At 73.2% G+C, this 25,458-nt stretch carries 22 protein-coding genes; 7 read left to right on the plus strand and 15 right to left on the minus strand.

Going from position 1 to position 25,458, the window contains the following annotated elements; genetic code table 11:
* Positions 1-279: 279 nt before the first annotated feature.
* The 5 genes from OF819_RS19140 to OF819_RS19160 form a co-directional block, all read right to left on the minus strand.
* Positions 280-1,527 (minus strand): beta-ketoacyl-[acyl-carrier-protein] synthase family protein, encoded by a 1,248-nt coding sequence (locus OF819_RS19140; protein WP_267244796.1) that lies wholly within the window; start codon positions 1,525-1,527, stop codon positions 280-282.
* Positions 1,524-1,937 (minus strand): phosphopantetheine-binding protein, encoded by a 414-nt coding sequence (locus tag OF819_RS19145; protein WP_267244797.1) that lies wholly within the window; start codon positions 1,935-1,937, stop codon positions 1,524-1,526. Before OF819_RS19145 ends, OF819_RS19140 begins: the two co-directional genes overlap by 4 nt.
* Positions 1,916-4,159: an MMPL family transporter gene (locus OF819_RS19150; protein ID WP_267244798.1), complete on the minus strand. Its 2,244-nt coding sequence runs from the start codon at positions 4,157-4,159 to the stop codon at positions 1,916-1,918. Before OF819_RS19150 ends, OF819_RS19145 begins: the two co-directional genes overlap by 22 nt.
* A gap of 47 nt (positions 4,160-4,206) precedes the next feature.
* Positions 4,207-5,487, minus strand: coding sequence for a WS/DGAT domain-containing protein (locus tag OF819_RS19155; RefSeq protein ID WP_267244799.1), 1,281 nt, complete (start codon positions 5,485-5,487; stop codon positions 4,207-4,209).
* Positions 5,488-5,674: 187 nt separating this feature from the next.
* On the minus strand, positions 5,675-6,502 hold the full coding sequence (locus OF819_RS19160) for an SGNH/GDSL hydrolase family protein (RefSeq protein WP_267244800.1): 828 nt from the start codon (positions 6,500-6,502) through the stop codon (positions 5,675-5,677).
* 182 nt (positions 6,503-6,684) lie between these two features.
* Between OF819_RS19160 and OF819_RS19165 the strand changes: the two genes are divergently transcribed.
* Positions 6,685-7,053: a hypothetical protein gene (locus OF819_RS19165; RefSeq protein WP_267244801.1), complete on the plus strand. Its 369-nt coding sequence runs from the start codon at positions 6,685-6,687 to the stop codon at positions 7,051-7,053.
* A 246-nt stretch (positions 7,054-7,299) separates the two neighbouring features.
* Here OF819_RS19165 and OF819_RS19170 read toward each other — a convergent pair whose 3' ends face one another.
* On the minus strand, positions 7,300-8,532 hold the full coding sequence (locus tag OF819_RS19170; RefSeq protein WP_267244802.1) for a transglycosylase family protein: 1,233 nt from the start codon (positions 8,530-8,532) through the stop codon (positions 7,300-7,302).
* 1,904 nt (positions 8,533-10,436) lie between these two features.
* Between OF819_RS19170 and dnaK the strand changes: the two genes are divergently transcribed.
* Positions 10,437-12,326 carry a molecular chaperone DnaK gene (gene dnaK, locus OF819_RS19175; protein ID WP_267244803.1) on the plus strand — a complete coding sequence of 630 codons (1,890 nt, stop codon included), beginning with the start codon at positions 10,437-10,439 and terminating at the stop codon, positions 12,324-12,326.
* On the plus strand, positions 12,323-13,000 hold the full coding sequence (gene grpE, locus OF819_RS19180; RefSeq protein WP_267244804.1) for a nucleotide exchange factor GrpE: 678 nt from the start codon (positions 12,323-12,325) through the stop codon (positions 12,998-13,000). Before dnaK ends, grpE begins: the two co-directional genes overlap by 4 nt.
* Here the strand turns inward: grpE and OF819_RS19185 are convergent.
* Positions 12,963-13,961 carry a zinc-binding alcohol dehydrogenase family protein gene (locus OF819_RS19185; protein WP_267244841.1) on the minus strand — a complete coding sequence of 333 codons (999 nt, stop codon included), beginning with the start codon at positions 13,959-13,961 and terminating at the stop codon, positions 12,963-12,965. The two genes, grpE and OF819_RS19185, sit on opposite strands and share 38 nt — an antisense overlap.
* A 190-nt stretch (positions 13,962-14,151) precedes the next feature.
* Here OF819_RS19185 and OF819_RS19190 point away from each other — a divergent pair, with 190 nt between their 5' ends.
* Complete coding sequence (locus OF819_RS19190) at positions 14,152-15,243, plus strand: sugar ABC transporter substrate-binding protein (protein ID WP_267244805.1); 1,092 nt, start codon at positions 14,152-14,154, stop codon at positions 15,241-15,243.
* A gap of 122 nt (positions 15,244-15,365) precedes the next feature.
* Here the strand turns inward: OF819_RS19190 and OF819_RS19195 are convergent, their stop codons facing one another.
* Together OF819_RS19195 and OF819_RS19200 are read right to left on the minus strand one after the other, a co-directional pair.
* A complete protein-coding gene (locus OF819_RS19195; protein ID WP_267244806.1) occupies positions 15,366-16,607 on the minus strand; it encodes a cytochrome P450 in 1,242 nt (413 codons plus the stop codon).
* Positions 16,597-17,346, minus strand: coding sequence for a tRNA-dependent cyclodipeptide synthase (locus OF819_RS19200; protein WP_267244807.1), 750 nt, complete (start codon positions 17,344-17,346; stop codon positions 16,597-16,599). The genes OF819_RS19195 and OF819_RS19200 overlap by 11 nt, the downstream gene beginning before the upstream one ends.
* 177 nt (positions 17,347-17,523) lie before the next feature.
* On the opposite strand from OF819_RS19200, the gene OF819_RS19205 reads away from it, so the two are divergent.
* Both OF819_RS19205 and OF819_RS19210 read left to right on the plus strand, forming a co-directional pair.
* Positions 17,524-17,823: a trypco2 family protein gene (locus tag OF819_RS19205; protein ID WP_267244808.1), complete on the plus strand. Its 300-nt coding sequence runs from the start codon at positions 17,524-17,526 to the stop codon at positions 17,821-17,823.
* 5 nt (positions 17,824-17,828) lie between these two features.
* Entirely contained in the window at positions 17,829-19,034 is a 1,206-nt protein-coding gene (locus OF819_RS19210) for an effector-associated domain 2-containing protein (protein ID WP_267244809.1), read from the plus strand.
* 225 nt (positions 19,035-19,259) lie between these two features.
* Here the strand turns inward: OF819_RS19210 and OF819_RS19215 are convergent, their stop codons facing one another.
* From OF819_RS19215 to OF819_RS19230, 4 genes are all read right to left on the minus strand, one after another.
* A complete protein-coding gene (locus tag OF819_RS19215) occupies positions 19,260-20,102 on the minus strand; it encodes a DMT family transporter (protein WP_267244810.1) in 843 nt (280 codons plus the stop codon).
* 231 nt (positions 20,103-20,333) lie between these two features.
* Entirely contained in the window at positions 20,334-21,038 is a 705-nt protein-coding gene (locus tag OF819_RS19220) for a DUF429 domain-containing protein (RefSeq protein ID WP_267244811.1), read from the minus strand.
* A 1-nt stretch (position 21,039) separates the two neighbouring features.
* Entirely contained in the window at positions 21,040-21,942 is a 903-nt protein-coding gene (gene ligD, locus OF819_RS19225; protein WP_267244812.1) for a non-homologous end-joining DNA ligase, read from the minus strand.
* Complete coding sequence (locus tag OF819_RS19230) at positions 21,942-22,307, minus strand: hypothetical protein (protein WP_323748940.1); 366 nt, start codon at positions 22,305-22,307, stop codon at positions 21,942-21,944. Before OF819_RS19230 ends, ligD begins: the two co-directional genes overlap by 1 nt.
* A gap of 343 nt (positions 22,308-22,650) precedes the next feature.
* On the opposite strand from OF819_RS19230, the gene OF819_RS19235 reads away from it, so the two are divergent.
* On the plus strand, positions 22,651-22,884 hold the full coding sequence (locus OF819_RS19235) for a hypothetical protein (protein ID WP_267244813.1): 234 nt from the start codon (positions 22,651-22,653) through the stop codon (positions 22,882-22,884).
* A 275-nt stretch (positions 22,885-23,159) separates the two neighbouring features.
* Here OF819_RS19235 and OF819_RS19240 read toward each other — a convergent pair whose 3' ends face one another.
* Complete coding sequence (locus OF819_RS19240; RefSeq protein ID WP_267244814.1) at positions 23,160-24,404, minus strand: amino acid aminotransferase; 1,245 nt, start codon at positions 24,402-24,404, stop codon at positions 23,160-23,162.
* A complete protein-coding gene (locus OF819_RS19245) occupies positions 24,397-25,410 on the minus strand; it encodes a DMT family transporter (RefSeq protein WP_267244815.1) in 1,014 nt (337 codons plus the stop codon). Before OF819_RS19245 ends, OF819_RS19240 begins: the two co-directional genes overlap by 8 nt.
* Positions 25,411-25,458 lie beyond the last annotated feature (48 nt).

Here is a 25,458-nt window from a genome sequence, read left to right on the forward strand (position 1 = left end):
GCAGAGCACTCCTTGTTGGTCGTCCCACGGGCAGAACCAACGGGTGGGGGGCTCGGCCGGGGTCTGGCCCTGCCCCGGCCGCCGCATCGTGCGCGCCCCGGAATGCTGACAGCCGCGGGCCTGGGCAGGCAATGCTCTCCGCTGGCCGCCGCAATGATCCAGCCGCCTGGGACACAGCCGCTGACCTGCACCTCCGTACAGGAACACTTGTACGACACAGGTTTGACGTCCGGCCACGGCGGCCGGAAACACACGGCCGCGACCGTTCTCAGGGCGTCCTCAGGGCGTACGGAACACCAGCGCCGCGTTCTGCCCGCCGAACCCGAACGAGCAACTGGCGACGGCCTCAAGACGCCGCTCACACGGCGTCTTCTGCACGATGTCCAGATCGATCTCCGGGTCCTGCCGGTCGAGGTTGGCGGTCGGTGGAACGCACCCCCGGGCCAGCGCCAGCACACTGCACACCGCCTCGATCGCGCCCGCCGCACCCAGCGCATGTCCGATGACGCTCTTGGTCGCGGTGACGGGCGGAAAATGCGGGAAGACCTCCCGCAGCACCCGGCCCTCCACCAGATCGTTCCGCCGCGTCGCCGTGGCGTGCGCATTGACATGCCCGATGTCACCCGCCTCCAGGCCGGCGTCCGCCAGCGCGGCCAGCAGCGCCCGGCGCGCACCGTCCCCCTCCGGGTGCGGGGCCACCGGATGGAACGCGTCGGCCGTCGCGCCGAAGCCGGCCAGCACCGCGTGGATGCGCGCGCGGCGCGCCCGTGCCGCACCCAGCCGCTCCAGCACCATGACGCCCGCCCCCTCGCCCAGCACGAATCCGTCGCGATCGGCGTCGAAGGGGCGTGACGCCCCCGCCGGGTCGTGCGCCCGTCCGGACAGGACTCCCATCCGCCAGAACGGCAGCGCCGTGAAGACGGAGTTGCGCGCCGACTCGCTGCCGCCCGCGATCACCGTGTCGCAGGCCCCCGAAGCGATCAGCTGCCGGGCGACGCCGATCGCGGTGGCCCCGGAGGCACAGGCCGTGGACGTGCACAGATTCGCCCCGCGCGCGTCCAGATCTGCGGCGATCTCCCCGGCGGCCATATTGGGCACGCTGCGCGGCACGATCGTCGGCGAGAGCGTCGTGTGCTGCCCGCGCAGCAGCTTGGCGTACTCCCGGGGGTGGTTCTCCTGGCTGGTCGCGCCCACCCCCATGACCACCCCGACACGGTCGGCTTCCCACCGGCAGGCGTCCCGCGGATCCAGCCCGGCGTCCGCGACGGCCTCGCGGGCCGCGGCGACGGCGAAGTGGATAAAGCTGTCGGTGCGCCAGGTCAGCTTGCGGCCGACGGCCTCAGCGGCGTCGATATCCGGCACACGGCAGGAGAACGGCACCGGGGTCCCCTGCAGCACCGGGTCCTCGGAGGCCGTGGACACCCCGTCGCACAGCGTGCGCCAGCCGGCCTCCACGCCCACCCCGGCCGGGGTGATCAGCCCCAGACCGGTGACGGCGACCGGTTCACCGCGCGACGCCGCCCTCACCGCCGTACGTCCGCGGCCGCGGCGGCGCCGGACTCGTCCCCGGCGGCCACCGCCGGCCCCGGCGCCGGAACGGCCGCCGGGACGCCGGAAGCCGCGCCCGGTGCCGCGCCGCCTTCCCCCGCCGGTGCCGCACCGGGTTCCCCGGCCGCGGTGGGTTCCCCCGCCGGTGCCGCGCCGGCCACCGCCTTCTCGATCTGGGCGACGGCCTCGCCCAGCGTGGCGCCGGTGTTCATGCCCGCCAGCTCGTCGGTCACCGGGACGCCCGTCTCCTCCTCGACGATGACCAGCAGCTCCAGCAGCGCCAGGGAGTCCAAGTCCAGCTCCTCCAGCGTGGCGTCCGGCCGCAGCGCGGCGGCGTCCACCCCGAAGTGCTGCTGCAGATAGCCCGTTACCTTGGCTTCGATGTCCACGATGCGTACTCCTCGGTTCTGTCGATGACGGTGTCCGACTCACGGGCGGCCGGCCCGCGAGGGCTGGGAAGACGGCGGATGAGCACGGGCGGCGCCCACCAGTTGGCGCGGCCGGCGAGGAACAGCGCGGCGGGCACGAGCAGCAGGCGGACCAGCGTCGCGTCGAGCAGCACGCCGGCGAACAGCCCGACGCCCACCTCCTTCACGGCGATGACGCTGCTCGTCGTGAAGGCCGCGATCACAGCCAGCAGCAACAGCGCCGCACTGGTGATGACCGTGCTGGTGCGCTGCAGAGCGGCGACGACCGCGGCGGCGTTGTCGCCGAGCCGCAGATACTCCTCACGCACCCGGGCGATCAGGAACAGCTCGTAGTCCATGGACAGGGCGAACAGCACCATCAGCACCACCACGGGCTGTGTGGCCTCCACAAAGCCCAGCGCGGTGAACCCCAGCGGGCCGGACAGATACCCGTCCTGGAACACCCAGGTCATCGCGCCCAGACAGGCGACCGCGGACAGCGCAGAAGTGAGCACCGCCTTCACCGGCAGCAGCAGCGAACGCAGCATCAGCGCCAGCGCAGCAAAGGTGACGGCCGCGATCACCCCGGCGACCGGCAGCAGACGGGCCCTCAGCGCATCGATCATGTCGACGTCCAGCGCCGCGTCACCGCCCGTCAGCATCCGCACGCCGGGCGGCGCGCGCACCTCCCGCACCTCCCGCACGGCCTGCTGCCCGGCCCGGGGCCCCTCCCGCTCCGGGGCGACGGCCACCAGCGCGGTGTCCCCGTCCGCCGCGACCACCCGGGCTCCCGCGACGGACTCAAGTGACCGCATCCGCTCCAGCAGACCGCGCAGCGCCCGCTGTCCCTCCGCCGACGCGGCGGGTGACGGCAGCCGTACCACGGAGGTGACGGGGGAGCGCGCCGCCTGCGGGAACGTCTCGCGCACCGCCTGCTCGACCTGGCGTGACGCGGAGTCCTCGGGAAGGGTGCGGACGCTGATGCCCGCGAACGTCACATGGAGCACCGGCGCCGCCGCCAGCAGCAGCGCCGCGGTACACAGCGTCAGCCAGAGCACCGGGCGGCGTCCGACGGCCACGGCACACCGCCGCCAGAACAGCTGCCCGCGCTCCCCGTCCGGATGGACCGCACCGCTCCGGTGACCCGCTCCCGCTCCGTCCTGACGCCCCCGTCGATCCGGACGCCCTGCACCGCCCGGATGCCCCGCCGCCCGTCGCCCCCGCGGCAGCCGCCCCTTCTCCAGCCGCGGCCCGAGCAGCGTCAGCAGAGCGGGCAGCAGCGTCAGGGCCGCCGCGGCGGCGGCGGCCGTCACGGCCACGCCGCCGATGGCGAGCGACCGCATGAAGCCCAGCGGGAAGAGCGCCAGCGCGGCCAGCGCGACGCCGACCAGCCCGGCGGAGACCAGCACCGTGCGGCCCGCGGTGCGCAGGGTGACCGACAGCGCCCCGGCCACGGCGGCCCCGCGGCGTCGTTCCTCGCGGAACCGGCTCACGATCAGCAGCGCGTAGTCGATGGCGAGACCGAGGCCGATCATGGTGACCGTGTTGACGGCGAAGACCGAGACCTCGGTCAGCGCGGCGGCCGCCCGCAGCGCCGCCAGCGCGACCACGACGGCGACCGCCCCCACGCACAGCGGCAGCGCGGCGGCCGTGGCGCTGCCGAAGACCGCGATCAGCAGCACCAGCAGCAGCGGAGCGGCCACCAGTTCGGCCCGCACCAGGTCGGCCTGTGAGCGCTCGCCCGCCTCCTGGAGAAAGGGAATCGGGCCGCCGTAGGCGACCGCTGTGCCGGCAGGCGCGGCGAAGGCCCGCTTCAGCCCCGCGAAGGCACGGCGCTTTGACTCCTCGTCGTCGCCCCGCAGCACGACGGGGAGCAGGACCGCCCGCCCGTCGTGCGACAGCGACGCCTCAGGGCCCTGCGTCCCCGCTGCCCCGGAGCCGTGTCCCCGCGCCTGCCCGGCCGCGGGCTGCCAGGCCCGCTTCACCGCCGTGAGCAGCGCCCGGCCGCGCATCGGCGGCTCCGTGCCCCGGACGAGGATCACGGCGTCGGGCGAGGCGGCGGGGAAGCGCTCCTCCGCCCTCGCCGCGGCCCGCGCCGACTCCGCGTCCCGTACGGTGAATCCGCCTCCGGCCAGCGCATCGAACACGCCCGTCGCGGGCACGGCGCACAGCACACACGCCAGCAGCCACAGCCACACGGCCACCAGGGCACGGTGCCGTGCGGGAGTCCGCGATCCGGTCGGAATCCGCGTCATCGCCGCCCGGGCCGTGCGGGCTCCGCCCGCTCCAGCAGCTCGACCTCCCGCAGCCATACGGCAGGCAGCTGCTCCCCGGACGGCACGGCGTCGTCGTGGGCGAAACAGATGGTGGCCGTGTCCGCGCAGTCGGTCAGACAGGCCGCCACCGCATGCCCGGCCGGCAGGAACACCAGCGGAACCGCCGCGTCGATGCTGCGGCCGGCCAGGTCCAGCGGCCGCCGCGGCCCGGGAACGCACGAGGCGAGGACCGTCGTACGGGAGGGGTGCAGCGCCAGCAGCATCTGCAGCCGGCCCAGTCGGGCGGGCAGCAGCCGCAGAAATGCGCCGTGGTCAGGATGCAGCTGAGCGGCCCGGATCCGAGCCGTCTGCCGCACCACGTCGGCCACGCGACGCGCGGGCTGCGGCTCACGGCACGGCAGCCGCAGCTGCATGCCCGACACCTCGTTGCCCAGCCGCCCCTCCTGACGTACATGCTGTTCGCTCACCGGCACATGGGCGCGCACCGGCCGGCCGCCGTCGAGCCAGCCGCGTTCCGGGGCCCAGGCGCGCAATGCCCCGGCCAGCGCGGCCAGATACAGATCGTTGACCGATGCCCCGTGCCGGGCGGCGATCCTGCGCAGCCGGCTGAGCGGCGTGGTCTCCCAGGCGAAGCGCACCCGCCCGGTGAGACCGGCCGTCCCGCTGACCGGCCGACAGGTCCGGCTCACGCCGTCCACCAGCGCCTGAGCCTCGCGGAACGCCTGGCGCAGCGCCGCCCCGCGCCGGCCGCGCGCGTCGGCAGCCGCCCGGCCCGGAGTCCGGGCAGCCGCCCGGGGTGCGGCGGCGCCGAACAGCCGCTCGACCATCTGGATCAGCAGACGTCCGTCGAAGAGCGCATGGTGTCCGCGCGCGAGAAGTGCGAACCGCTCGCTGTCGTACCCGTGAACGACCCAGATCCCCCAGGGGACTTCGGGCAGCGGCAGCGCGGACACCGCGTCGATCCCGTCCCGCAGCCCGCGCTCGCCGGAGCCCGGCGGCATGCGCATCTCACCGATGTGCCGGTCGAAGGGGAACGCCTCCACCGGGCCGGCCGCACGGCCGCCGGACAGCTCCGGATACGCCGCTGCCGCCGCCTCGACGAGCAGCCGCAGCTCCTCGGGGCCGGGCGGCGCGCCCCGGCAGACGAACGCGCCGCCGATCGCGGGGGAGGAGCGCGGATACGCCTTCTCGTACTGGAACCAGGCGCGGTCGAGGGGACTTGACCGCGGTTTCGGTCCCGTCACGTCCGTCGGCATGCGGCTCTCTCCTTGAAGTGGGCGTCGGACAGGGGCGTTTCGCGGTCACCGGACGTGTCCGCCGGATGCGTCCGCCCTGCGGTTTCACCGAGCGGATTCACCGAGCCGTGACCACATCCAAGGCATCGGCCGACGACGCCCGTTCGGACACCGCCGTTGGTGTGACCGACCGCACCGCGAACGTTTTTCACACCGCGGAGGAGAACACCGGAAGATAGCCGTGCGACTGGCCCGCAGCCGTCGGGTGGTAGGAGTTCTCGACCGGGAAGGCCAGACTGTGGATCCAGGGGGCGGCCGAGCAGATCTCATGCCCCTCGAAGGCCGCGGCCACGTCCCCGAAGGCGAATCCGTGATCGGCGGCCCGCTTGGCGGCGACCGCGTTCAACTCGTCCGCCGCGGCGTTGAGCGCGGCGCGCGACCGCTCGCTCAGGCCCGCCAGGCAGCTCCCGCCCAGCCGGTACAGACGCGGATACCCCATGACGACCACACGGGCCGCCGGGGCCTTGTCCGCGATCGCGCCATAGACCCGGTCCAGCCGCCCGGGCAGCGTCCGCCCGATGTACGCACGAGCCTGCTCCACCCGCGCCAGACAGTCCGCCTCCGGCCGGAGCACACACGTCGTCATCGTCTCCCCGAACCCCGCGTCATTCGCGCCGACCGTGATGCTCACCAGCCCCGTCGAACGGTTCAGCAGCCCCAGCTGGCCGCTGGCGACCTCCTCCGTGCCCGCCCCGATGCACGCCCCCGAGGCGAAGGAGCCCGGCGCGTGCGCCGCGCTCCACAACGCCGGAAAGGAGCGCCGACTGCGCTTGCAAGCCCCGCTCGCGGCCTCGTAGTCCCCGGCGCCCACCCCGGCGGAGTACGAGTCGCCCAGGGCGACATAGCCCAAGCCCCCCGCGGCACGGTCGGCCGCGGCGGCCGGGGCGGGCCCCGCGGCCAGGAAGAAGAACAGCGACAGCAGACAGCACAGCGCCCGGGCTCCGGGCCGGCGGGACGCACGCGGCAAGTGATCCATGCCCGGCGAACGAGCCCCGCTCCAGCCTGACACGTGCCGTCACACCGTCGGCCCCACGCAGCAGTCCCGTCGTACTCAAGAGCTACGCGAACGATGCGCTCCACGGCGTGATGCGGCCGCCGCGGCCGGTCTCTCACGTCCGTGCTGCAGACAACGGCAGAACGGGGCCTAGGGTGATCCATGTGACAGCGGAAGACGACGCACAGCGGCCGGCCACGGCGGTGCGCCGCCTGCTGCCGCGCACCGCGGGCTTCGCGGACCTGTGGACAGCCCGGCGCGCGCCGCTGCCCCGGCACGCCTGGCTGGGCTGGCTGCCGCACAGCCACGCCGTGCTGTTCGCCGTGCTGACGGGCCTGTGGAACCTCAGCGCCCATGCAGTTCAGGGCTCGCCGCCCCCGGCGCCGCTGTGGCCGCTCGCCGTCCTCCAGTCGGCGGCCGTCTGCCTGGCGCTGTCCCGCCCGGCGCCCGCCTGGCAGCTGTCGACGGCCGTGCTCTTTACGACCGCCCTGATCACGGACGGCCGTGTCGGCGCGGACACACCCGACGGCTGATCGCGAGTTCTCCCGGCTGGCGGCCCCGTGGGGGCGCCTCCCAGCGTGGCTGGGGGAGTTTGAGGCGCGGGGCCGGAAAGTCCAGCCCCGCCGGCGATTGAGGCGCAGGGGCCCGGGGGCGGAGCCCCTGCAAAGCGGGGTCCGGGGCGGAGCCACAGTTTCGGGGCGGGCGCGGCGGTGGTCCGCCGCGCCCGCCCCCTCCTCCCCCACCCGGGTCTGAAGCGTCCGCGCGCCCTCACCGCACCGTCAGGAGACGGCCCCGAGCGACCGCAGATAGCGGACCGGATTGACGTCGGAGCCGTAGCGCTCACTGGTGCGCACCTCGAAGTGCAGATGCGGTCCTGTGGCGCGGCCCGTCGCACCGGACCGGGCGATCTTCTGCCCCGCGGCGACACGCTGCCCGTCCCGCACGGTCAGGGACGACAGATGGGCGTACTGGGTGTGCATGCCGTTCGCATGCCGGATGATCACCTCATAGCCGTAGGCGCCGTTCCAGCCCGCCGAGACCACCGTGCCGGAGGAGACCGCCCGTACGGTCGTGCCGATCGGCACCGCATAGTCCACGCCCGTGTGCCGGCCGCTCGCCCAGCGTCCCCCGGTTGTGCCGTACGAGGCGCTGACGGCCGCGCTGACCGGGGCCACATGGCCGCGCTGCCCGGACGGCTTGCCGCTGCGGTTCTTCGCCGCCGCCTGGACGCCCGCCTTCCCCGCGCTCTTGAGCGGCTTCGCGGGCTTGCCCGCCATCCGGCTGGCCCGCTCCGTGCCCGAGGGGAGGGCGAGCCGCTGGCCGGGCACGATCAGATGAGGATTGCCGCCGATCACGTCGCGGTTGGCGTTGTAGAGACGCTTCCAGCCGCCGCTGACGGACTTCTTCACCGCGATGTACGACAGTGTGTCACCGCTGACGACCGTGTAGACGCCGGACGCGGCCCGGCCGCCCGCCGCGGCGGCCCCGCCCGCGGTCGCGCCCGTGGATCCGCCCGCGGATCCGGAGGAGGGCCGGGCCCCATCGTCCCGCGAGGCGGCGTCCGGCTTGGCGGTACGGCCGCTGGACGAACCGCTCCCCGCGGCCTCGGCCCGCCCGGCGGCGCCGCCGGAGCCGCGTGTGAGGTTCGCCCGGACCGAGCAGGTGGGCCAGGCCCCCGGCCCCTGCTGGTTGAGCACCGCCTCGGCCACCGCGATCTGCTGCGCCTTGGTCGCCAGATCGGCCCGGGAGGCGTAGCGGGCGCCGCCAAAGGCCTCCCAGGTGTGCTGGGAGAACTGCAGCCCGCCGTAGTAGCCGTTGCCCGTGTTGATGCTCCAGTCGCCGCCGCTCTCGCACGCGGCGACCTCGTCCCAGATCTCGACCGGCGCCGCAGCTGCGGCGCCGGCGCCGAGGAGCGGCAGCGTCATGCCCATGCTGCTTGCGGTCAGAGCGGCGGACAGCACACCGATCCGGCGCTGCGTGACACTGCGGCGGTGGCTTCCTCGTGCGGCCATGGGCCATCCCTCCAGTACGGCGCTGAACCCGCCCGCCGGCAGACCCGGCAGGCTGGTTCGAGTAGCGCAGCCGTGTTCGGTGCGTCACAAGGCGCACAGCACGTCACAGGGCCCCATGCGCCATCGCGCGCCCCAGCGCTGCGCGCTGACGCTCCGTCAATTCGGCTGGCCGGGGCGCACACAGGTCCGCACAGAGGTGCGTACGCTCATCCGCGGCAGCAGCCCTTCGGGGCGGACGGCCTCCGGACCCCGTCCCGCGGGGCGTTCCAGACGCACTCGCCCCCGCACCCGGCCGGTCGCCGTCCCGTACGCCGGAATGGATTGATGAACCCGCGACTTCGGCCCGCGCGGCGCACCGCACCGATGGGCGAATTCCGCGGCGTGACGGCCTGGGCCCGGTACAAGCGGGATCTGCCGTTCCGCCGCGGTGATTGCCGCGGACGGGCCGGGGCGGCGGATCGGCGGCCCGCCGGCACGCGTGGCGGCCGCATTGCCATGTCGTTCCGGATACGGCGAAGGTGCGTTCGGCCCGGGAGACACAGACGGCTCGCGCTGAGCCGGAAGGCGAAGGCGCATCATCTCACCGCATCGCCACTCCACGCGGCGGCACACGGATAGCCGGCGCGCTCCGTCGCACCCACGGCCGCGATACCGGCCGCATTCCCGCTGGTGAACCCAATGCCGGCCAATAAGAAGAGACATGGAGCGAAGCGGCGCGGCAGGCGAGAAGTGATCCTCCACGCGGCTGCCCGGGGATTCCCCGCCCGCCGCCCGCACCGACTTCATCGGGCGCGGCCGGCCGACGCCCGTCGCGCCCCCTCGTATTCCCCGGCAGAGCAGCGGATACGGCGATTCCGGGAAAACGGGCGCGCGTGTGCTGCCATCCTGTCCACGATGGTCCGCCGTGCCCTGAGCAGTCGCCGCCCGTCGCCGTGGCCGCACCCGTCCGCAGCAGCCGCTGCCTGCACTCCGCGGCCCGTCCTCCGCCGCCCGTCCGCCGCGGCCGGGGGACCGCGCATCGCGTCGCCGACGGCCCGAAAGGCACATATGATCGCGAGCGATGCGGGGAGTTCAGCGGGATTGCGTCTCCTTCCCGGCCCTCACGCCGACCGGGAACATCCCGGCCCGGAACACCGCCGACTTCCCGGACCGTCCGGTATGGACCCGGTAGGACCTGGTAGGCGCCTGGTATGGACAGGGCGTTGGGGCGCGCGTCCGCCGCTGCCGGCCGGGGAGGGCAACCAACCGGCGCACCATCACGGCGGCCGCCGAACGATGGCTGTCGAACGGATCTCTTCACGAGGCGCCGCGGGGTGTCCTTCCCGTCGCCCTGCCCGCGGTTTTGCGGGAAGATAAGGACGGATTGCCGAGGGAACGGGAAAGTGGCGGAATATCTCGCCGCATGCATATAGCCGTAGCCGCGCGGCCGCGCCTACCATTGACGCACAACGACTTCTCCCGGAGATCTCCCCCGAGGCTCCGGGATGATCAATCCCCTTCACCAGTACGGCCAGGTGCCCGCAGGCGCTGCTGTCGCCCTTTGCGCACGGCGTCGCCCCGCGGGCGGCCATTCGGGCTACCGTCCGCCGGATACTCCGTACTGCGCAGCGCACGGCGCGGCGATGACGTCTGCCGTGTGGCCGGACAGCCTGAGCCAGCATGGTCCTTGTGCCGTACGGCGCTCTGGCCGCAGCCGTACAGGGTCCACTCAGGGGCGCATCCCTCCCCATCGCGTGCACCGAACCGCCCGTCGGCCCCCACACCCGGTCCGACGCCCTCTGCCGCAGCCCCGCCGCCGGACGGAGACATGATCCAGCCGAAGCGGTTGACGCGGCGTTCTGGGCGTTTAATGGAGATTGTCCGGAGGATTTCTCCCTGTGAGCCCGCAGGGCGAGGAGACGATCATGACGCGCGCAGTCGGTATCGACCTTGGCACGACGAACTCGGTGGTCTGCGTCCTGGAGGGCGGCGAGCCGACCGTGATCACCAATACGGAGGGCAGCCGGACGACGCCCTCCGTGGTGGCCTTCTCCAAGAAGGGGGAGGTGCTGGTCGGCGAGGTCGCCAAGCGCCAGGCCGTGACCAACGTGGAACGCACCGCTCGCTCCGTGAAGCGCCATATGGGGGATGCGCAGTGGCGGTTCCCCGAGTCCGGCGACGTCGACGGCAAGCGCTACACCGCCCAGGAGATCTCGGCCCGTGTGCTGCAGAAGCTGAAGCGCGACGCGGAGTCCTATCTGGGCGAGGAGGTGACGGACGCCGTCATCACCGTCCCGGCGTACTTCAACGACTCCCAGCGCACCGCCACCAAGGAAGCAGGAGAGATCGCCGGCCTGAACGTCCTGCGGATCATCAACGAGCCCACCTCCGCGGCCCTGGCCTATGGCCTGGACAAGGAGAACGACCAGACGATCCTGGTCTTCGACCTCGGCGGCGGCACCTTCGACGTCTCGCTGCTGGAGATCGGCGAGGGCCTCGTCGAGGTGAAGGCCACCAACGGCGATACGCACCTGGGCGGCGACGACTGGGACCAGCGCATCGTGGACCATCTGGTCAAGCAGTTCCAGAACGGCTACGGCATCGACCTGTCCAAGGACAAGATGGCCGTGCAACGGCTGCGTGAGGCCGCGGAGAAGGCCAAGATCGAGCTGTCGGCGGCCAGCGAGACCTCGATCAACCTGCCCTACATCACGGCATCGGCCGAGGGCCCGCTGCACCTGGAGGAGAAGCTCACCCGCGCCCAGTTCCAGCAGCTCACCTCCGATCTGCTGGAGCGCTGCAAGGCCCCCTTCCACAACGCGGTCAAGGATGCCGGAATCAAGGTCTCGAACATCGACCATGTGATTCTGGTCGGCGGTTCGACGCGTATGCCGGCGGTGGCGGAGCTGGTGAAGGAGCTGACCGGCGGCAAGGAGGCCAACAAGGGTGTGAACCCGGACGAGGTCGTCGCGATCGGCGCCTCGCTCCAGGCCGGTGTGCTGAAGGGCGAGGTCAAGGACGTCCTGCTGCTCGATGTGACCCCGCTGTCCCTGGGCATCGAGACCAAGGGCGGCATCATGACCAAGCTGATCGAGCGGAACACCACGATCCCGACGAAGCGCTCGGAGATCTTCACCACGGCGGAGGACAACCAGCCGTCGGTGCAGATCCAGGTGTACCAGGGTGAGCGGGAGATCGCGGCGTACAACAAGAAGCTCGGGATGTTCGAGCTGACGGGTCTGCCGCCGGCCCCGCGCGGGGTGCCGCAGATCGAGGTGTCCTTCGACATCGACGCCAACGGCATCATGCATGTGACCGCGAAGGACCTGGGCACGGGCAAGGAGCAGAAGATGACCGTCACCGGCGGCTCCTCGCTGCCGAAGGAGGAGGTCGACCGGATGCGGGAGGAGGCCGAGCGTTACGCGGACGAGGACCACAAGCGCCGCGAGGCCGCCGAGAGCCGCAACCAGGGCGAGCAGCTCGTCTACCAGACCGAGAAGCTGCTGCGCGACAACCCGGACAAGGTCCCCGCTGAGCTGAAGACCGAGGTCGAGACCGCCGTCGGCGAGCTGAAGGAGAAGCTCAAGGGAGACGACACGGCCGAGATCCGCACCGCCGCCGAGAAGGTCGCCGCCGTCGCCCAGAAGATCGGCTCCGCGATGTACGCCCAGGCACAGGGCGCCGCCGCGGGTGCGGGAGCCGCAGACGCGGGCGGCGCGGACGCGGGCGGCGGGGCGAAGACCGGCTCCGGCGGTGAGGAGGACGTCGTGGACGCGGAGATCGTCGACGACGAGCGGAAGGACGACACCGGATGACCTTCCCACGCGATCCCGCCGCCCCGGGCCGCCGGACCGCCGACCCGGTCACCGCGCTGCCCCCCGACCCGTCCGCCCGGGCGGACCGGCTGCAGCGGCGGCTCACCGAGCGGACCGCGGACCTGAAGCGGGTGAAGGCGGAGTACGACAACTACCGCAAACGGGTGCACCGCGACCGGCTGGCGATCCGGCAGATCGCGGTCTCCAATGTGCTGACCGCCCTGCTGCCCGTCCTGGACACCGTCGAGCAGGCGCGTGCGCACGGCGCGGACGAGCGGGCCTTCGGCCTTCTCGCGGACTCGCTGCTGCGCCAGACCGCCGCGCTCGGGCTGCTGCCCGTCGGGGAGGAGGGCGAGCCGTTCGACCCCCGCAGACATGAAGCGCTCGCCTACACGCCGTCCGATGACGCGACGGGCGCCGTGTGCACGCGGGTGCTGCGGCGCGGATACCGTGTCGGAGACCATCTGCTGCGGCCCGCGGAGGTCGCCGTCACCGGCCCGGTCACAGGCCCCGGTCCCACGACCGGCCCCGGCGCCGGTCCGGCCGCCAGCCCCGCGACGGGCCGGGTCACCGGCCCCGCGGCGGCCCCCGCGCGGCCTGCGGCGGCGCGGCCCGCGCGGCAGCGGACCGGCACGGTCAGCGGGACGTCAGACGCAGCACGGCCGCTCCGCTGACCCGGCCCGCCGCCAGATCGTCCAGGGCCGCGTCGGCGCGGTCGAAGCCGTAGGGGACCACCGTGACCCGCAGCCGTATGGCGGCCGCGGCGGCCAGGAACGCCCGGCCGTCGTCGCGGGTGTTGGCGGTCACGCTGCGCACGGTCCGTTCGCGGAAGAGATGCCGCCGGTAGTCCAGCCGCGGAATGTCCGAGAGATGGATCCCCGCGATGCTGAGCGTCCCGCCGGCGTCCAGCGCCTCAAGCGCCGTCGGCACAAGCTCCCCGGCGGGTGCGAAGAGGATCGCCGCGTCCAGCGGCCGGGGCGGGCGGGCGGCGGAGTCCGCCGCCGACGCCGCCCCCAGATTCAGGGCGAGCTCCCGCGCCGCCGCCGACCGGGTGAACACATGGACCTCCGCGCCCTGCGCGATGGCGACCTGAGCCGTCAGATGGGCGGATGCGCCAAAGCCGTACACGCCCAGCCGGCCGCCCTCGGGCACCTCGGCACGCAGCAGCGCCCGGTAGCCGATGATCCCGGCGCACAGCAGCGGAGCCAGCTCCTCGTCGGCGTAACCTGCGGGCAGCTCATACGCGTAGCCCGCAGGCACGGCAGCGTACTCGGCGTAGCCGCCGTGCGCGTCCCACCCCGTGTACCGCGACGACGGACAGAGGTTCTCCTGCCCGCGGGCGCAGTGCCGGCACTCCCCGCACGTCCGGCGCAGCCAGGGAATGCCGACCCGGACGCCGGGCCGCGGCCCGGCGGCGCGCTCGCCGGCGGCGACGACCTCGCCCACCGCCTCATGGCCGGGCGCCACCCGGTCCCGGCGCGGCGGCAGATCCCCGTCGCGTACATGCAGATCGGTCCGGCACACCCCGCAGGCCCGCACCCTGACCAGCAGCTCGTCCGCTTCCGGCCGCGGCACGGGCAGCTCGGCCCGCTCCAGGGTCCCCGGGCGGTCGGCGGACGCCACCCAGGCCCGCATCGTCGCCGGAATCACACCACCCGCCATCCCCGTCTCCCCTCGCTACGCCTCTACATTCAAGTAACTAACGAACTGGCTTCACTGGCATCTCGTTCATGCCATCGATCTTGACGCCCCCTCCGGGGAAGGGTTGGCTTTCAGCCACCTCGGCCGTACGGCGCGGCCATGTCAGGGAGGCTGATTTCACCACATGAAGGCACATCTGCGACGGACGGTCACCGCACTGGCTGCTTCCGCGCTGGCTCTGCCCCTCGCCGCTTGCGGCGGCTCCGAGGAGTCGGGCGTACGGATGACCGACGACATCACCGTCGGCCTGCTGCTGCCGGAGAACCAGGCGGCTCGCTATGAGAAGTTCGACAAGCCGGTCATCGAGGAAAAGATCGGACAGCTGACGAACGGCAAGGGCAAAGTCGTCTATGCCAACGCCCGGCAGGATGCCGCATTGCAGATGAAGCAGCTCGAGACCATGGTCGAGGACCAGGTGGACGTGGTGATCCTGGGCGCCGTGGACGCCAAGGCCATCGCCGCTGGGGTCGAGAAGGCCGACAAGGCGGGCATACCCGTGGTCGCCTTCGACCGGCTCGCCGAGGGCCCGGTCGACGGCTATACCTCCTTCGACAACGAAGAGGTCGGCCGGGTCCAGGGAGAAGCGCTGCTCAAGGCGCTGGGCGACAAAGCCCAGGACGGTCAGGTCGTGATGATGCACGGCGCGGTCACCGACCCCAATGCCGCGCTGTTCAAAAAGGGCGTCAAGTCGGTCCTCGACGGCAAGGTGAACGTCGGCAAGGAGTTCGACACCGAGGGCTGGAAGCCGGAGAACGCCACCGCCAACATGGAAGAGGCGATCTCGGCGCTCGGCAAGGACAAGATCGTCGGCGTTTACTCGGCCAACGACGGCATGGCGGGCGGCATCATCACCGCCCTCAAGGCCGGCGGCCTCACCAAGCTCCCGCCGGTCACTGGCCAGGACGCCGAACTCGCCGGTGTGCAGCGGATCGTGGCGGGCGAGCAGTACATGACGGTCTACAAGCCGTACGCCCCCGAGGCCAGCGCCGCCGCCGAGATGGCCATCCTGCTCGCCCGCGGCATGTCCCTCGGCGCCATCGCCCAGGCCGACGTGGACAGCGCCACCGCCCAGGACATCCCCTCGGTCCTGGTGCCCGTGGTGTCCCTGACGCAGGACAACATCAAGGACACCGTCGTCCAGGACGGCGTCTACTCCGTGGACGAGATCTGCACCGAGAAGTACAAGGACGACTGCGCGGCCCTCGGCCTCGCCTGACCCGTCCCCCTCGCGGGTCCCCTCAGGACAGCCGTGCGCCGTGCGCCACCGCCCCGTGGCGCACGGCGCGCTCGCTTCCTGCCGGGACGGCGGCAGGAAGCGGGCCCGTCAGCCGGCGACGGCTACCACATCACCGGCAGCCGTTCCGGAATCCGCTTCATAAAGCCGGTCCGCCACACCAGCTGTTCGATGGGCACGGCGAGCTGCAGCCCCGGCATCTTCTCCAGCAGCGTCTCCAGGGCGATCTCGGCGTGCTTCTTGCCGAGCGCGGTCGCCGGACAGTAGTGCTGTCCACCGCCGAAGGACAGATGCGCGGCGTTGTTCGGACGCGTGAGGTCGACGGTGTGCGGGTCGGCGAAGGCCTCCGGGTCGAAATTGGCCCCCTCCACCAGGACGAGGACCAGTTCGCCCTTCTTCACCTCGACGTCCCCCAGCGTCACATCCTCCAGGGCCAGCCGCGGCAGCCCGTCGCCGATCGACAGATTGATCCGCAGCAGCTCGTCCACCGCCGCCGGGACCTTCCCGCGGTCCGCGAGGAGTTCGGCCTTCAGCTCGGGATGCTGGATCAGGGAGACCAGCGCCATCGTCAGAAAGCCTGAGGTGGAGATCACCCCGGCGCCGAACATCGTCACCCCGACCGTGGCGAGCATCTCGTCCGTCAGATGGGCGTAGTCCGGGTCGGCGCGCAGCGCGGCCAGCTCGGCCATCAGCCCGGTGGTCGCCGGATCGTCCAGACGCTCCGTCATATAGGCGATGTCGCGGTCCCAGTTGAGCTTGGCGCCGCTGACGGGGCAGGCGGAGTTCATGAACGCGATGTCCAGACTCCGCATCAGCCCGGGCGCGTCCGCCTGCGGGATGCCGAGGATGCGGCAGTGCATGCCGGCCGAGTACGGGTCGGCGAACCGCCCGCGCAGCTCCGCCGGCGCGCCTTCGGCCAGCAGCCCGTCGACCAGCTCGGAGGCGTACGACCGCAGCCATTCGACCAGGCCCGGGCTCTTGGGGTTGAGCGCCTTGAGCACGGCCTTGCGCAGCCCGGCGCCGGTGATGTTGCCCATGTTGTTGACGACCTCGGGCGGGATCGTCAGCGCGTACTGGCGCGGCACACCCGGCGCCGAGGTGTCCTTGAGGCTGAACCGCCGGTCCTCCAGCACCTGCTTGCACAGGGCGTATGAGGACACCAGCCAGGCCTCGTCGCCCGCGATCGTCCGCACCCGCGCCACGGGCCGCTCCCGCAGCGACTCGATTTCGTCGGGGAGCCGGTCGCCGCGCCAGGAGAACGGGAAGTCCAGCAGGTCCCCGGCGCGCGCACCATCGCGTGGACGCGCGGCACGGGCGCCGTCGGCGAGCAGTGTGTCAACGGACATCGGCGTCTCCTTGCGCGGGTGTGACGATGGCATGGCCCTGGTTGCGCGAAGCGCGCAGCCCCGAGCCGCGCGCATACAGCAGCTCGGCCATCGGCAGCAGTTGGTGGTAGCAGTTGAGGGAGGAGGGCACCCCCAGGATGGCGGGGGTGTCCAGGAACAGCGGCGCCTCGGCGCAGACGTACTTCACACAGACCTCCCGCTGCCGCTCGGTGGCGGACTCGCCGTCCAGGACCTTGGACGACAGAAAGGAGTCCACCAGCGCATCGCAGGTGGCGCGGAACTCCTCGTCCGCGGTCAGCAGCCGCTGGAGCCGGTCATGGATGTCCCGGTACGCGGGATTCTCGGCGAAGTCCGACATGGCGTGGGCGCGCAGCCGCCGGCCCCCGGGGTCCAGATCGTGGACCGCGCCGGTCACTTTGGCCCGCACGCCGCGTACGTTCTTCACCGCCTTGCGCCGGGCGTCCTCCCATCGGTAGCCGAGGGCCTCGTACATCTCGGCGACATGCACATCGGTGTAGACGAAGTCCACCCGGCGGAAGAGGGCCAGACCCCAGAGCGCCAGATCGTGGACACGCCGGGCGGAGAAATAGCTGTTACCCGGAGACACCCCGATCACCGCGTGATCGCCCTCGGCGCAGATCACCTGACAGTGAGAGGTGTACGGCTGGACTCGGAAAGCCCGGGCCGCCTCGGAAGGCGGCGAGAGAGGCTGAATGGTGGGAACGGTCGCAGTCGTCAACTGAAAGCGTCCTTCGCGTCGCTAGTCCCAGTGGAGCCTCGTGCTCCCGGTGTGGCGACGACGACCAGAAGTTAGCTTCCGAACACGGAGAGCGTCAACGCCCGTCCAGCGCCGCCCCCCGGCCGGGGCGTACCGCGCCGCCGACTGGCGGGCCCGCCGTGCGGGTAGAGAGGAAGAATGATCGAGCTAGCGGAAATGATCCGGCAGTTACGCAACGAGCTCACCGCCGCCGTCGAGGCCGCGAAGGACGAGGAACTCCAGTTCGCCCTGGGGCCCGTGGAGCTGGAAGCGTCCGTCGTGGTGGAGCGCTCGGGCACGGCCGGGGCCAGGCTGCGCTTCTGGGTCGTGGAAGGCGGCGGCGAGGGCCGGATCGCCTCCGGGGCCACGCACCGGATCACCCTCACTCTCCAGCCGCAGCAGCGGGGCAGCGCCCGGCCGCCCTGGGTGAGCGGCTCCGCAGAGCCCGGGGAGCGCTGAGCGCCGTGTCCCACGCCGAGGGCGGCCAGCTGCCCGGACTGACGCCCGGGCAGGTGGCCGAGATCCTGGTGACCCCGCCGGCCGGACACACCGGCCGGCGCGGCTCCGGCTACCGGGTCGGCCGGCGCTGGGTGCTGACAGCCGCCCATGTCGTCACCGACCCGGCCCTCCGCCCGCCCGCTCGCCCCTCTCCTGACCCGGCCCTCCGCCCGGCGCCCCACCCGGCGCCCCACCCGGCCGCGGGCCCGGCCGTCCAGGTCCGCTTTGACGCGGACCGCCCGGGGGAGTGGACCGCGGACGCCCAGGTGATCATGGCCGCCGAGGCGGCCGACGCCGCCCTGCTGGAGATCCGCGGCCCCCTCGCCCCCGGCGCCCGCGACGCCACCACACCCCGCTACGGGCGGGTGCCCGACGCCGATGTGGTCCTGACGTGCAGTGCCATGGGCTTTCCCCGCTTCAAACTCCGCGACGACCGCATGCGCGCACTCGACGACGGATCACCGTCCCAGTACCGGGACTCCTGCCATGCCGCCGGAACTGTCTCGGTGCTCTCCAACCGCCGCGAAGGCACCCTCGAACTGTCCGTCCCCGCACCGCCCGCCGACCAGGACCCGGACCGGTCCCCATGGGAGGGAATGTCAGGCGCCGCGCTGTGGCACGGCGGCGTGCTGATCGGCCTCGTCAGCGCGCACCATCCCGGCGACGGCCCGGGCAGGCTCGCCGCGACCCGCGTGGACCGCTGGTACGACCTGCTCGACGGCCGCGAGCTGGATCTGCTGCACCAGCTGGCCGGCCTTCCCCCGGCCGGCGAACTGGCCTGCTGCCTCCCCGCGCAATCCCCGCAGGACGCACCGCCCGGGCATCCCGCGGCGGCCCGGCGGCTCACCGTCCCGCCCGGCACTCCGCTGCGGGAGCTGAACGGGCTGCTCACCGCCCTGACCGCCGTACCGTCCCTGCGGGACGCCGCCACCCGCGGGCAGATCCTCGACGGCATCCGGCCCGAAGTCGCGGCCAACAGCCCGCGCAACGCCGTACTCCGCGTGGACGTGCTGGGCATCCTGCGCACCTGCCTGCGCTACCCCGGCGCCCTGGACCAACTGCTCGACGCCCTGCGGACGCTGGAGGGCGCATCCTCCGAAATGACCCGCGTGGACCGGGAGGCCGCCGCACTGGCCCACCGCCACTTAGCCGACGGCCGCGCGGCACACTGACCGGCATTCGCCCGTGCCCTGCGCTTCCGCCTCCGGCGCGGGGCTTCGGAGCGCTGGGTACTGGGCCATCATGAGGAAAGACGGGGTGACATCGCTCGCGGCCGCGCTTCGGTGCGGACGTGGAGGAGCCGGATGCCGGACGCCGGATGCGATGCGCGAAAACCCCGCCGGGCCTCCTCCTGCGGGGCGTTCCCCGCCGTCGCGCGGCCGGGAACGCCCCCGCCGTCACCCGGCCGGGGCGTGCTGCTCGGCCTCCCCGAACCGCGCCAGGGCGAGCGCACCCGCGATCGACAGTGCGAACCCGGCGACGGCGAGCGGCGCGAGCCCGGGCCGCGTGGTGTCGCCGAGCCATACGACGCCGAAGAGAGCCGGCCAGACGGTCTCCCCGATCACCATCGCCGCGGTCACGGCGGTGACCGCGCCGGCCTGCAGCGCGTCGATCAGGAAGAGGAACCCGGTGATGCCCGACAGGGCCACGGCGTACGCCGTCGGCTCGGCGAACACGCCCGGCACTTCGAGATCCGGCAGCATGCGCGCGCTCACCGCGACCACGCCGAAACTGAGCCCGGCGACGCCGCCGAGGGCGACCGCGCGGCCGCGGCGCACCCACCGCCCCGCCGTCCACCCGGCCAGGGCGAGCGCCGCCGACGCCCCGAGCGCCCCCAGACGCAGCGTCAGATCCCCTTCGCCCTCGCCCTCCCGGCCTGCCGCGAGGGCGAGCAGGGCGAGCCCGCAGCACACCGCCGCCACCGCGGCGACCTCCACGCGGCGCAGCCGGATGCGCAGCACGACGGCGGCGACGACCGCGGTGACCGCGAGGGAGGAGGCCAGCGCCGCCTCCACCGTGAAGATGGGCGCCGCACGCAGCGCCGCGAGCTCGGCGGCGAAGCCCACCATGTCCAGCCCGACGCCCGCGACAAACGGCCAGCGCCGCAGGGCGAGGAGCACCGTCCCCAGGCCGGCGGCCGAGGCACCTTCGGCCGCCCTCCGCGCGCCCATGGCCTGCAACACGGTCGCCGTGCCCATGCACACGGCCGCGCCGAGCGCGAAGAGCAGACCGATTCCCATAACGGGACATTAGCCATACCGCCTGTTCGGGGCGAGCACACAAACACCGCCGAGCCCCCGAAGCCGCTCGACGCCGACGGCGAACCCGCCCGAGGTGTGACGGGGGCATGGCGGGGACGGCGTCACCCCCCTCACATCAGCGTCAGGACTCACCACCCCACGTGGCGTGGTTCAGCGTGACACCGCCGCCAATGGTGATCGATTTGCCGGAGCCCGGCGGACGGCGCCAGCTCAATACCAGATCGCGATCGGCCTGCCGTGCCGGTCGGACTCCGGCGGATCGGGCAGCGGACACGCCGCCCCCTGTGCGATCCGGTGCGCGCTCCACGCCGCGGCCGCCGCGTCCAGCACATCGTCCGGCGGGACACGGCCCGCCTCCCCGAGGGCGTCGGGAAGCGCCACGCCCGCCGCCTCCAGGAGCGACCGCCGGGTCATCTGCCCCTCCCAGCTCTTCTTGCGGCGCCCGAGCGGCGTCTTCCCGGCCAGCGCCCAGAACGACACCTCGGGATGCACTTCGAACAGACGCTCGCCGCCCTCCGCGCTGTCCCGGCACGCGTTCGCCTCGCGGAGCCGGACGGCGAGCGCCCACGTCTGTCTGCTCAGCCCGGCGCCGGTGAGCTCCCGGCACAGGCGGCCCGCGGCCTCATAGCCGTCCTCCTGCCACACCGCCCGGGGCGGCACCCGGAACACACTGCTGCGCAACCCGCCCAGCAGCGCCGCCGCCTCGGCGTCCGCACGCCGCCACCCCGACTCCACCAGACCCAGCGGCATGTCCACGCCCACCGCCGCAACGCCGCGCGCCGCCGCGCCCGACAGCAGTGAACGCAGCCCGCCGCTCACCAGCGCCCCGGAGAACCGGCCGTCGCACAGCTCCACGGCCACCCACCCGTCCCGGCAGGCGTCGACGCCCAGCACCCTCACCCGTCCGCCGCCCATGTCAGTCCAGCGTCGCAAGCCGGCGGCCCGCGGCCCTGAGGGAGCGGGCGCGCGGCATATCCCGCCAGGGGTCGGCCTCGGCGAGCCGATCGGCGTCGGCCAGCGTCCAGCGGCGCGCGCCGAGCTCCGGGTCGTCCAGATCCGGCCAGGTCAGAGGTGCCGCGACCGGCGCGCCGGGGCGGGCCCGCACCGCGTAGGGGGCGACCGCCGTCTGGGCGTAGGCGTTGCGCTGCACATCCAGATACAGGCGGCCCCGGCGGGACTGCTTGCGCGGCTCCGTGGTGAGCTCCTCCGGATGACGCCGCGCGAGCAGGTCCGTCAGCTCGCGGGCGAACGTGCGGACGTCGCCGAACGGCGCACGGCGGTCCAGCGGCACCAGGACATGCAGTCCGCGCGACCCGGTGGTCATCAGCGCGGAGGGCAACTCCAGCTCGTCCAGCAGCTGGTGCAGCCGCCGGGCCGCCTCCCGCACCGCGGCGAAATCGTCGCCCGGCGGGTCGAGGTCCACGACCAGCCGGTCGGGGTGATCCGGTTTGTCCGCCCGGGACAGCCATCGGTGCGGGGTGATGCACGCCTGGTCCGCGAGGTACACCAGGGTGGCGGTGTCGTCGCACAGCACATACGTGACCGTGCCGTCCTCCTTCGCCAGCTCCGCCCGGTGCACCCAGTCGGGGAAGTGATCGGGCATGTCCTTCTGCATAAAGCCGGAGTCCTCGATGCCGTCGGGGCGGCGCTCCAGCATCAGGGGCCGGCCCCGCAGCTGGGGCAGCGTCCGCCGGGCGACGGCCCGGTAGTAGTCGGCGAGGTCTGCCTTGGTGATGCCCTCGGCGGGGAAGAGGACCTTCTCCGGCCGGCTGACCTCGACGGTCCGCCGGCCGGCCCGGATTCTCCTGGTGCTGGCCATCACGGTCTCCCGGCTCTTTCGGACGCTTCCGGCGGCGGGCGGGGCGGGCCGAACACGGCTGAACGGCTCACCCAATGGCGGGCGGTCTGCCCGAGCGTACGCCCGGTCCGCGCCGGGCGGGCCCGCCGCGGGTAGGGCGCACCCCCGCGCGGGACACGGTCGCCCGCCTGCTTGACCAGCAGCCATGCGGCACGCTCCCCGCCGCGGCCGGTGCGGATGCGGGTGAGCGGATACGCGCCGCGCACCTTGCGGCGCTCCAGCAGGAAGGAGGCGTGCCCGCTCTCCAGCGCGTCGGCCATTGCGACCTCCTCGCTGTCCCGGTCCGCGGAGGGATTCCGGTAGCCGCCCTCATCCCAGACGATCACGGCGTCCGCGCCGTACTCGCCCCGGCGATGACGCCTTCTGCGAACGAGGGACGGTCGCCGGCCGCCCCGCCCCCGGCGCCCTTCGGCTCGGCCGTCCGCGAGAAGTCGCGCCGTCGGCGGTACTCGTCAGAGCGCGTCCTTCGCGGTCATGGCTCAGCCGCCCTGGAGGTGTCGTCGGCAGCGGGGTACGGGAGAGAGTCCCCGCATGCCCTCGTCCCCGTCCGGGTTTCCACCGTGCCGTTGTCCATTCCTGCCCGCGCCCCCCTTCCCGGACGGACGCCCGCCACACCCCCGGCGCGCCGACGAGATGTGCCGGACGCCCGGCTGGCGCACGCTGGATGGCATGACCGAAGCGCATGGACCAGACGCCACCCCCGCCCCGATCGTCGTCCTCGGCATCGTGCCGACCGATCCGCCGTTCCGGGTCGTGGAGATCCACGGAAACGTCGCAGGGACCGCTCATGACATCACCGACGTGATCAGACTGGCCCACCAGGCCGGGCTGACCCATATCGACCTCGACGACCCGGCGGTCGTCCGCTGGGTGGGCGGCGGCAAATACCGGTGGGCGCCCTGACCGCCCCGGCCCGTGTGCCTGCCGCCGCGGCCCGTACGCCCGCCGCCCTGGCCCGGCCGGTCGCCGCCCGCGTCCCGGGCCGCGCCCGGGTGCCGTCGCCCACGACGGCGCCCGGGCCCTGTGGCTGTGCGCACGGGGTGCGACCGCCGCGGCAGTCGACGACACGCAGCCCGGCTGCCCGCGGCCTGCCCCGGTACGAGCGGTTCCCGACCGCCGTATGCCACCCCGCCCCGGCCGCGCACCCCGCGGACGGACAGCATCCGGACCGTGAGCCGTCAGCCGGCCGCCGCCCCCACCGCGTCCAGACGCTGCGCCCCGGCCGGCATCCGCCCGTCCCCGAGGACCGCCGCGACGCTCCCGGCCAGATACGGGATGCGGTGCGCGGCCACGCCCGCGATGTTGACGCGCCCCGAGGCGGTGCCGTACACGGCGAACTCCTCCCGCAGCCTGCGCATCTGGTCCGCCGTGAGCGGCAGCGTCGAGAACATGCCCTTCTGCCGGCCCAGGGTCTCCGCCGCGACCGGGTGCCCCAGTGCGCGCAGCCGGGCCGCCAGATCGGCCCGGTTGTCCGTGATCCGGCCCCGCATGACGTCCAGTTCCGCGCGCCACGCGGACCGCAGAGCGGGGTCCTGAAGCACGGCCGTCACCACCGCCGCGCCATGCTCCGGAGGCATGGAGTACAGCGTCCGGGCGATGTTCTGCAGCGAGGTCTCCGCATGCCGCAGCGTCTGTCGGGAGCGGCCGAGGACAATCGCACAGCCGGTGCGTTCGCTGTACAGGCCGAAGTTCTTCGAACAGCTGACGGCGACCAGCATCTCCGGGACCCGCGACGCCAGCATCCGCGTGGGCCGCAGATCCGCGTCCAGACCGTCGCCGAGGCCGTGGTACGCCAGGTCGACGAACGGAACCCAGCCGCGCCGCTCCGCCAGGTCCGCCAGCGCCTCCCAGGCCTCGGGCGACGGGTCGACGCCGGTGGGGTTGTGGCAGCAGCCCTGGAGCAGCACCACATCGTCCCGCCGCGCCTCGCGCAGATCCCGCAGCATCCCCGGCAGATCCGCGCGCCCGTCGGGCCCGCTCCAGCGGTATGTGCGCACCGTCAGCCCCGCGCTCTGCATGATCGGACGGTGGTTGACATACGCGGGATCGCTGATCCACACCGTGGCGTCCGGCCGTGTCTGCCGTACGAGGTCGGCCAGCAGCCGCAGCGCGCCGGTTCCGGCCACCGTCTGGACCGCGGCGGCCCGCCCGCCCACCTCGGAGCCGTCCGTCCCCAGGACCAGCGACACCATGGCCCGGTTGAAGGCGAGGTTGCCCGAAAGACCCCGGTACTCCTTGGACGCGGAGCCCTCCGCGAGCCGTATCTCGGCCTCCCGGACGGCCCGCATCACCGGAGTGACCCCGGTGTCGTCGCGGTAGACCCCGAGGACCAGATTGAGCCGCTCGGGGCGGGCGTCCGCGCCGAACTCTGCGGCCAGATCCCACAGCGGGTCGGCGGGCGGGGGAGTGAGCAGCTCAAGCATCGGCGATGACCTTGCGTCGGAGGGAACGGGCGGAACGGAGGAAACGGAGCCGCCGCGGGCGCCGGTTGGCGAGCACGACGCCCGCGGTGATCAGGGGCACGCCCGCCAGCACGGCGAGCGTCGGGGACTCGTCCAGCAGCCACACGGCGAGAAGGACGACGAGCACGGGGCTGAGGCTGCCCGTGACGGAGGCGCGCTCCGCGCCCAGTCGGCGGATCGCGAACGCGTACAGCAGCCCGGCGGCGAGCCCGACGCCCAGGCCCTGGACGACCGCGAACAGCGCGATGTCGCGCACCGCGGCGTCCGCGAACCCGGTCGGCAGCGCCCCGCTCAGCACCAGCAGCGCCAGCACGGCGAACGACGGCAGGCACAGCACGCCGATCGACCCGACCGGATCGAGGCCGATCTCCTTGAGGCCCACCGTGTACAGGGCCCACAGCCCGCTGGCGACGAGCAGCATCCCGCTGCCGAGGAGCACCCCGGCGTCCAGCGCCACGGTGTGGCGGCCGACCAGGGTCACCGCCCCGGCCGCGATCAGGACGAGCCCGGCCGCCTGGGTGCCGCGGGGAGCTCCCCGCCCGCTCGCGACCATGATGGCGGAGACGAACAGCGGGACCATGCCCGGGATCAGGGACCCCACGAACGCCGCGGAGGTCAGCGCACCTCCGTACATGGCGGCCAGGAAGAACGGCACCCCCGCGCCGCAGACGATCTTCAGCGCGGCAGCGGGCCGCACGGCGGCGAGCTGCCGCCGTCGCCGCCACAGCGCGGGCGCCAGGATCACCAGCGGCAGGCCGAACCGGAGCAGGGCCGCGTCGGCGGGCAGCAGGGTGGAGGAGCTCAGCGCCCGCGCGCTGAGCGCGAAGCCCGCCCAGATGGCGACCGTGAGCAGCAGCGCCGCCACGGGCGCGGTGTTCGGGGGCAGGCCGCGCCGCGCCTGGGGCACGGACGCCTCCGCCGCTGCCGGAGGCGCACTCGGCGTCTCCATGGTGTTCGTCGCCGCCACCCGGCCTCCTCGCAGTCCCGCTGATCCAGCTGATCCAAGCGGGAGGCC

Source organism: Streptomyces sp. PR69, assembly GCF_026420845.1.
Taxonomy (GTDB): domain Bacteria; phylum Actinomycetota; class Actinomycetes; order Streptomycetales; family Streptomycetaceae; genus Streptomyces.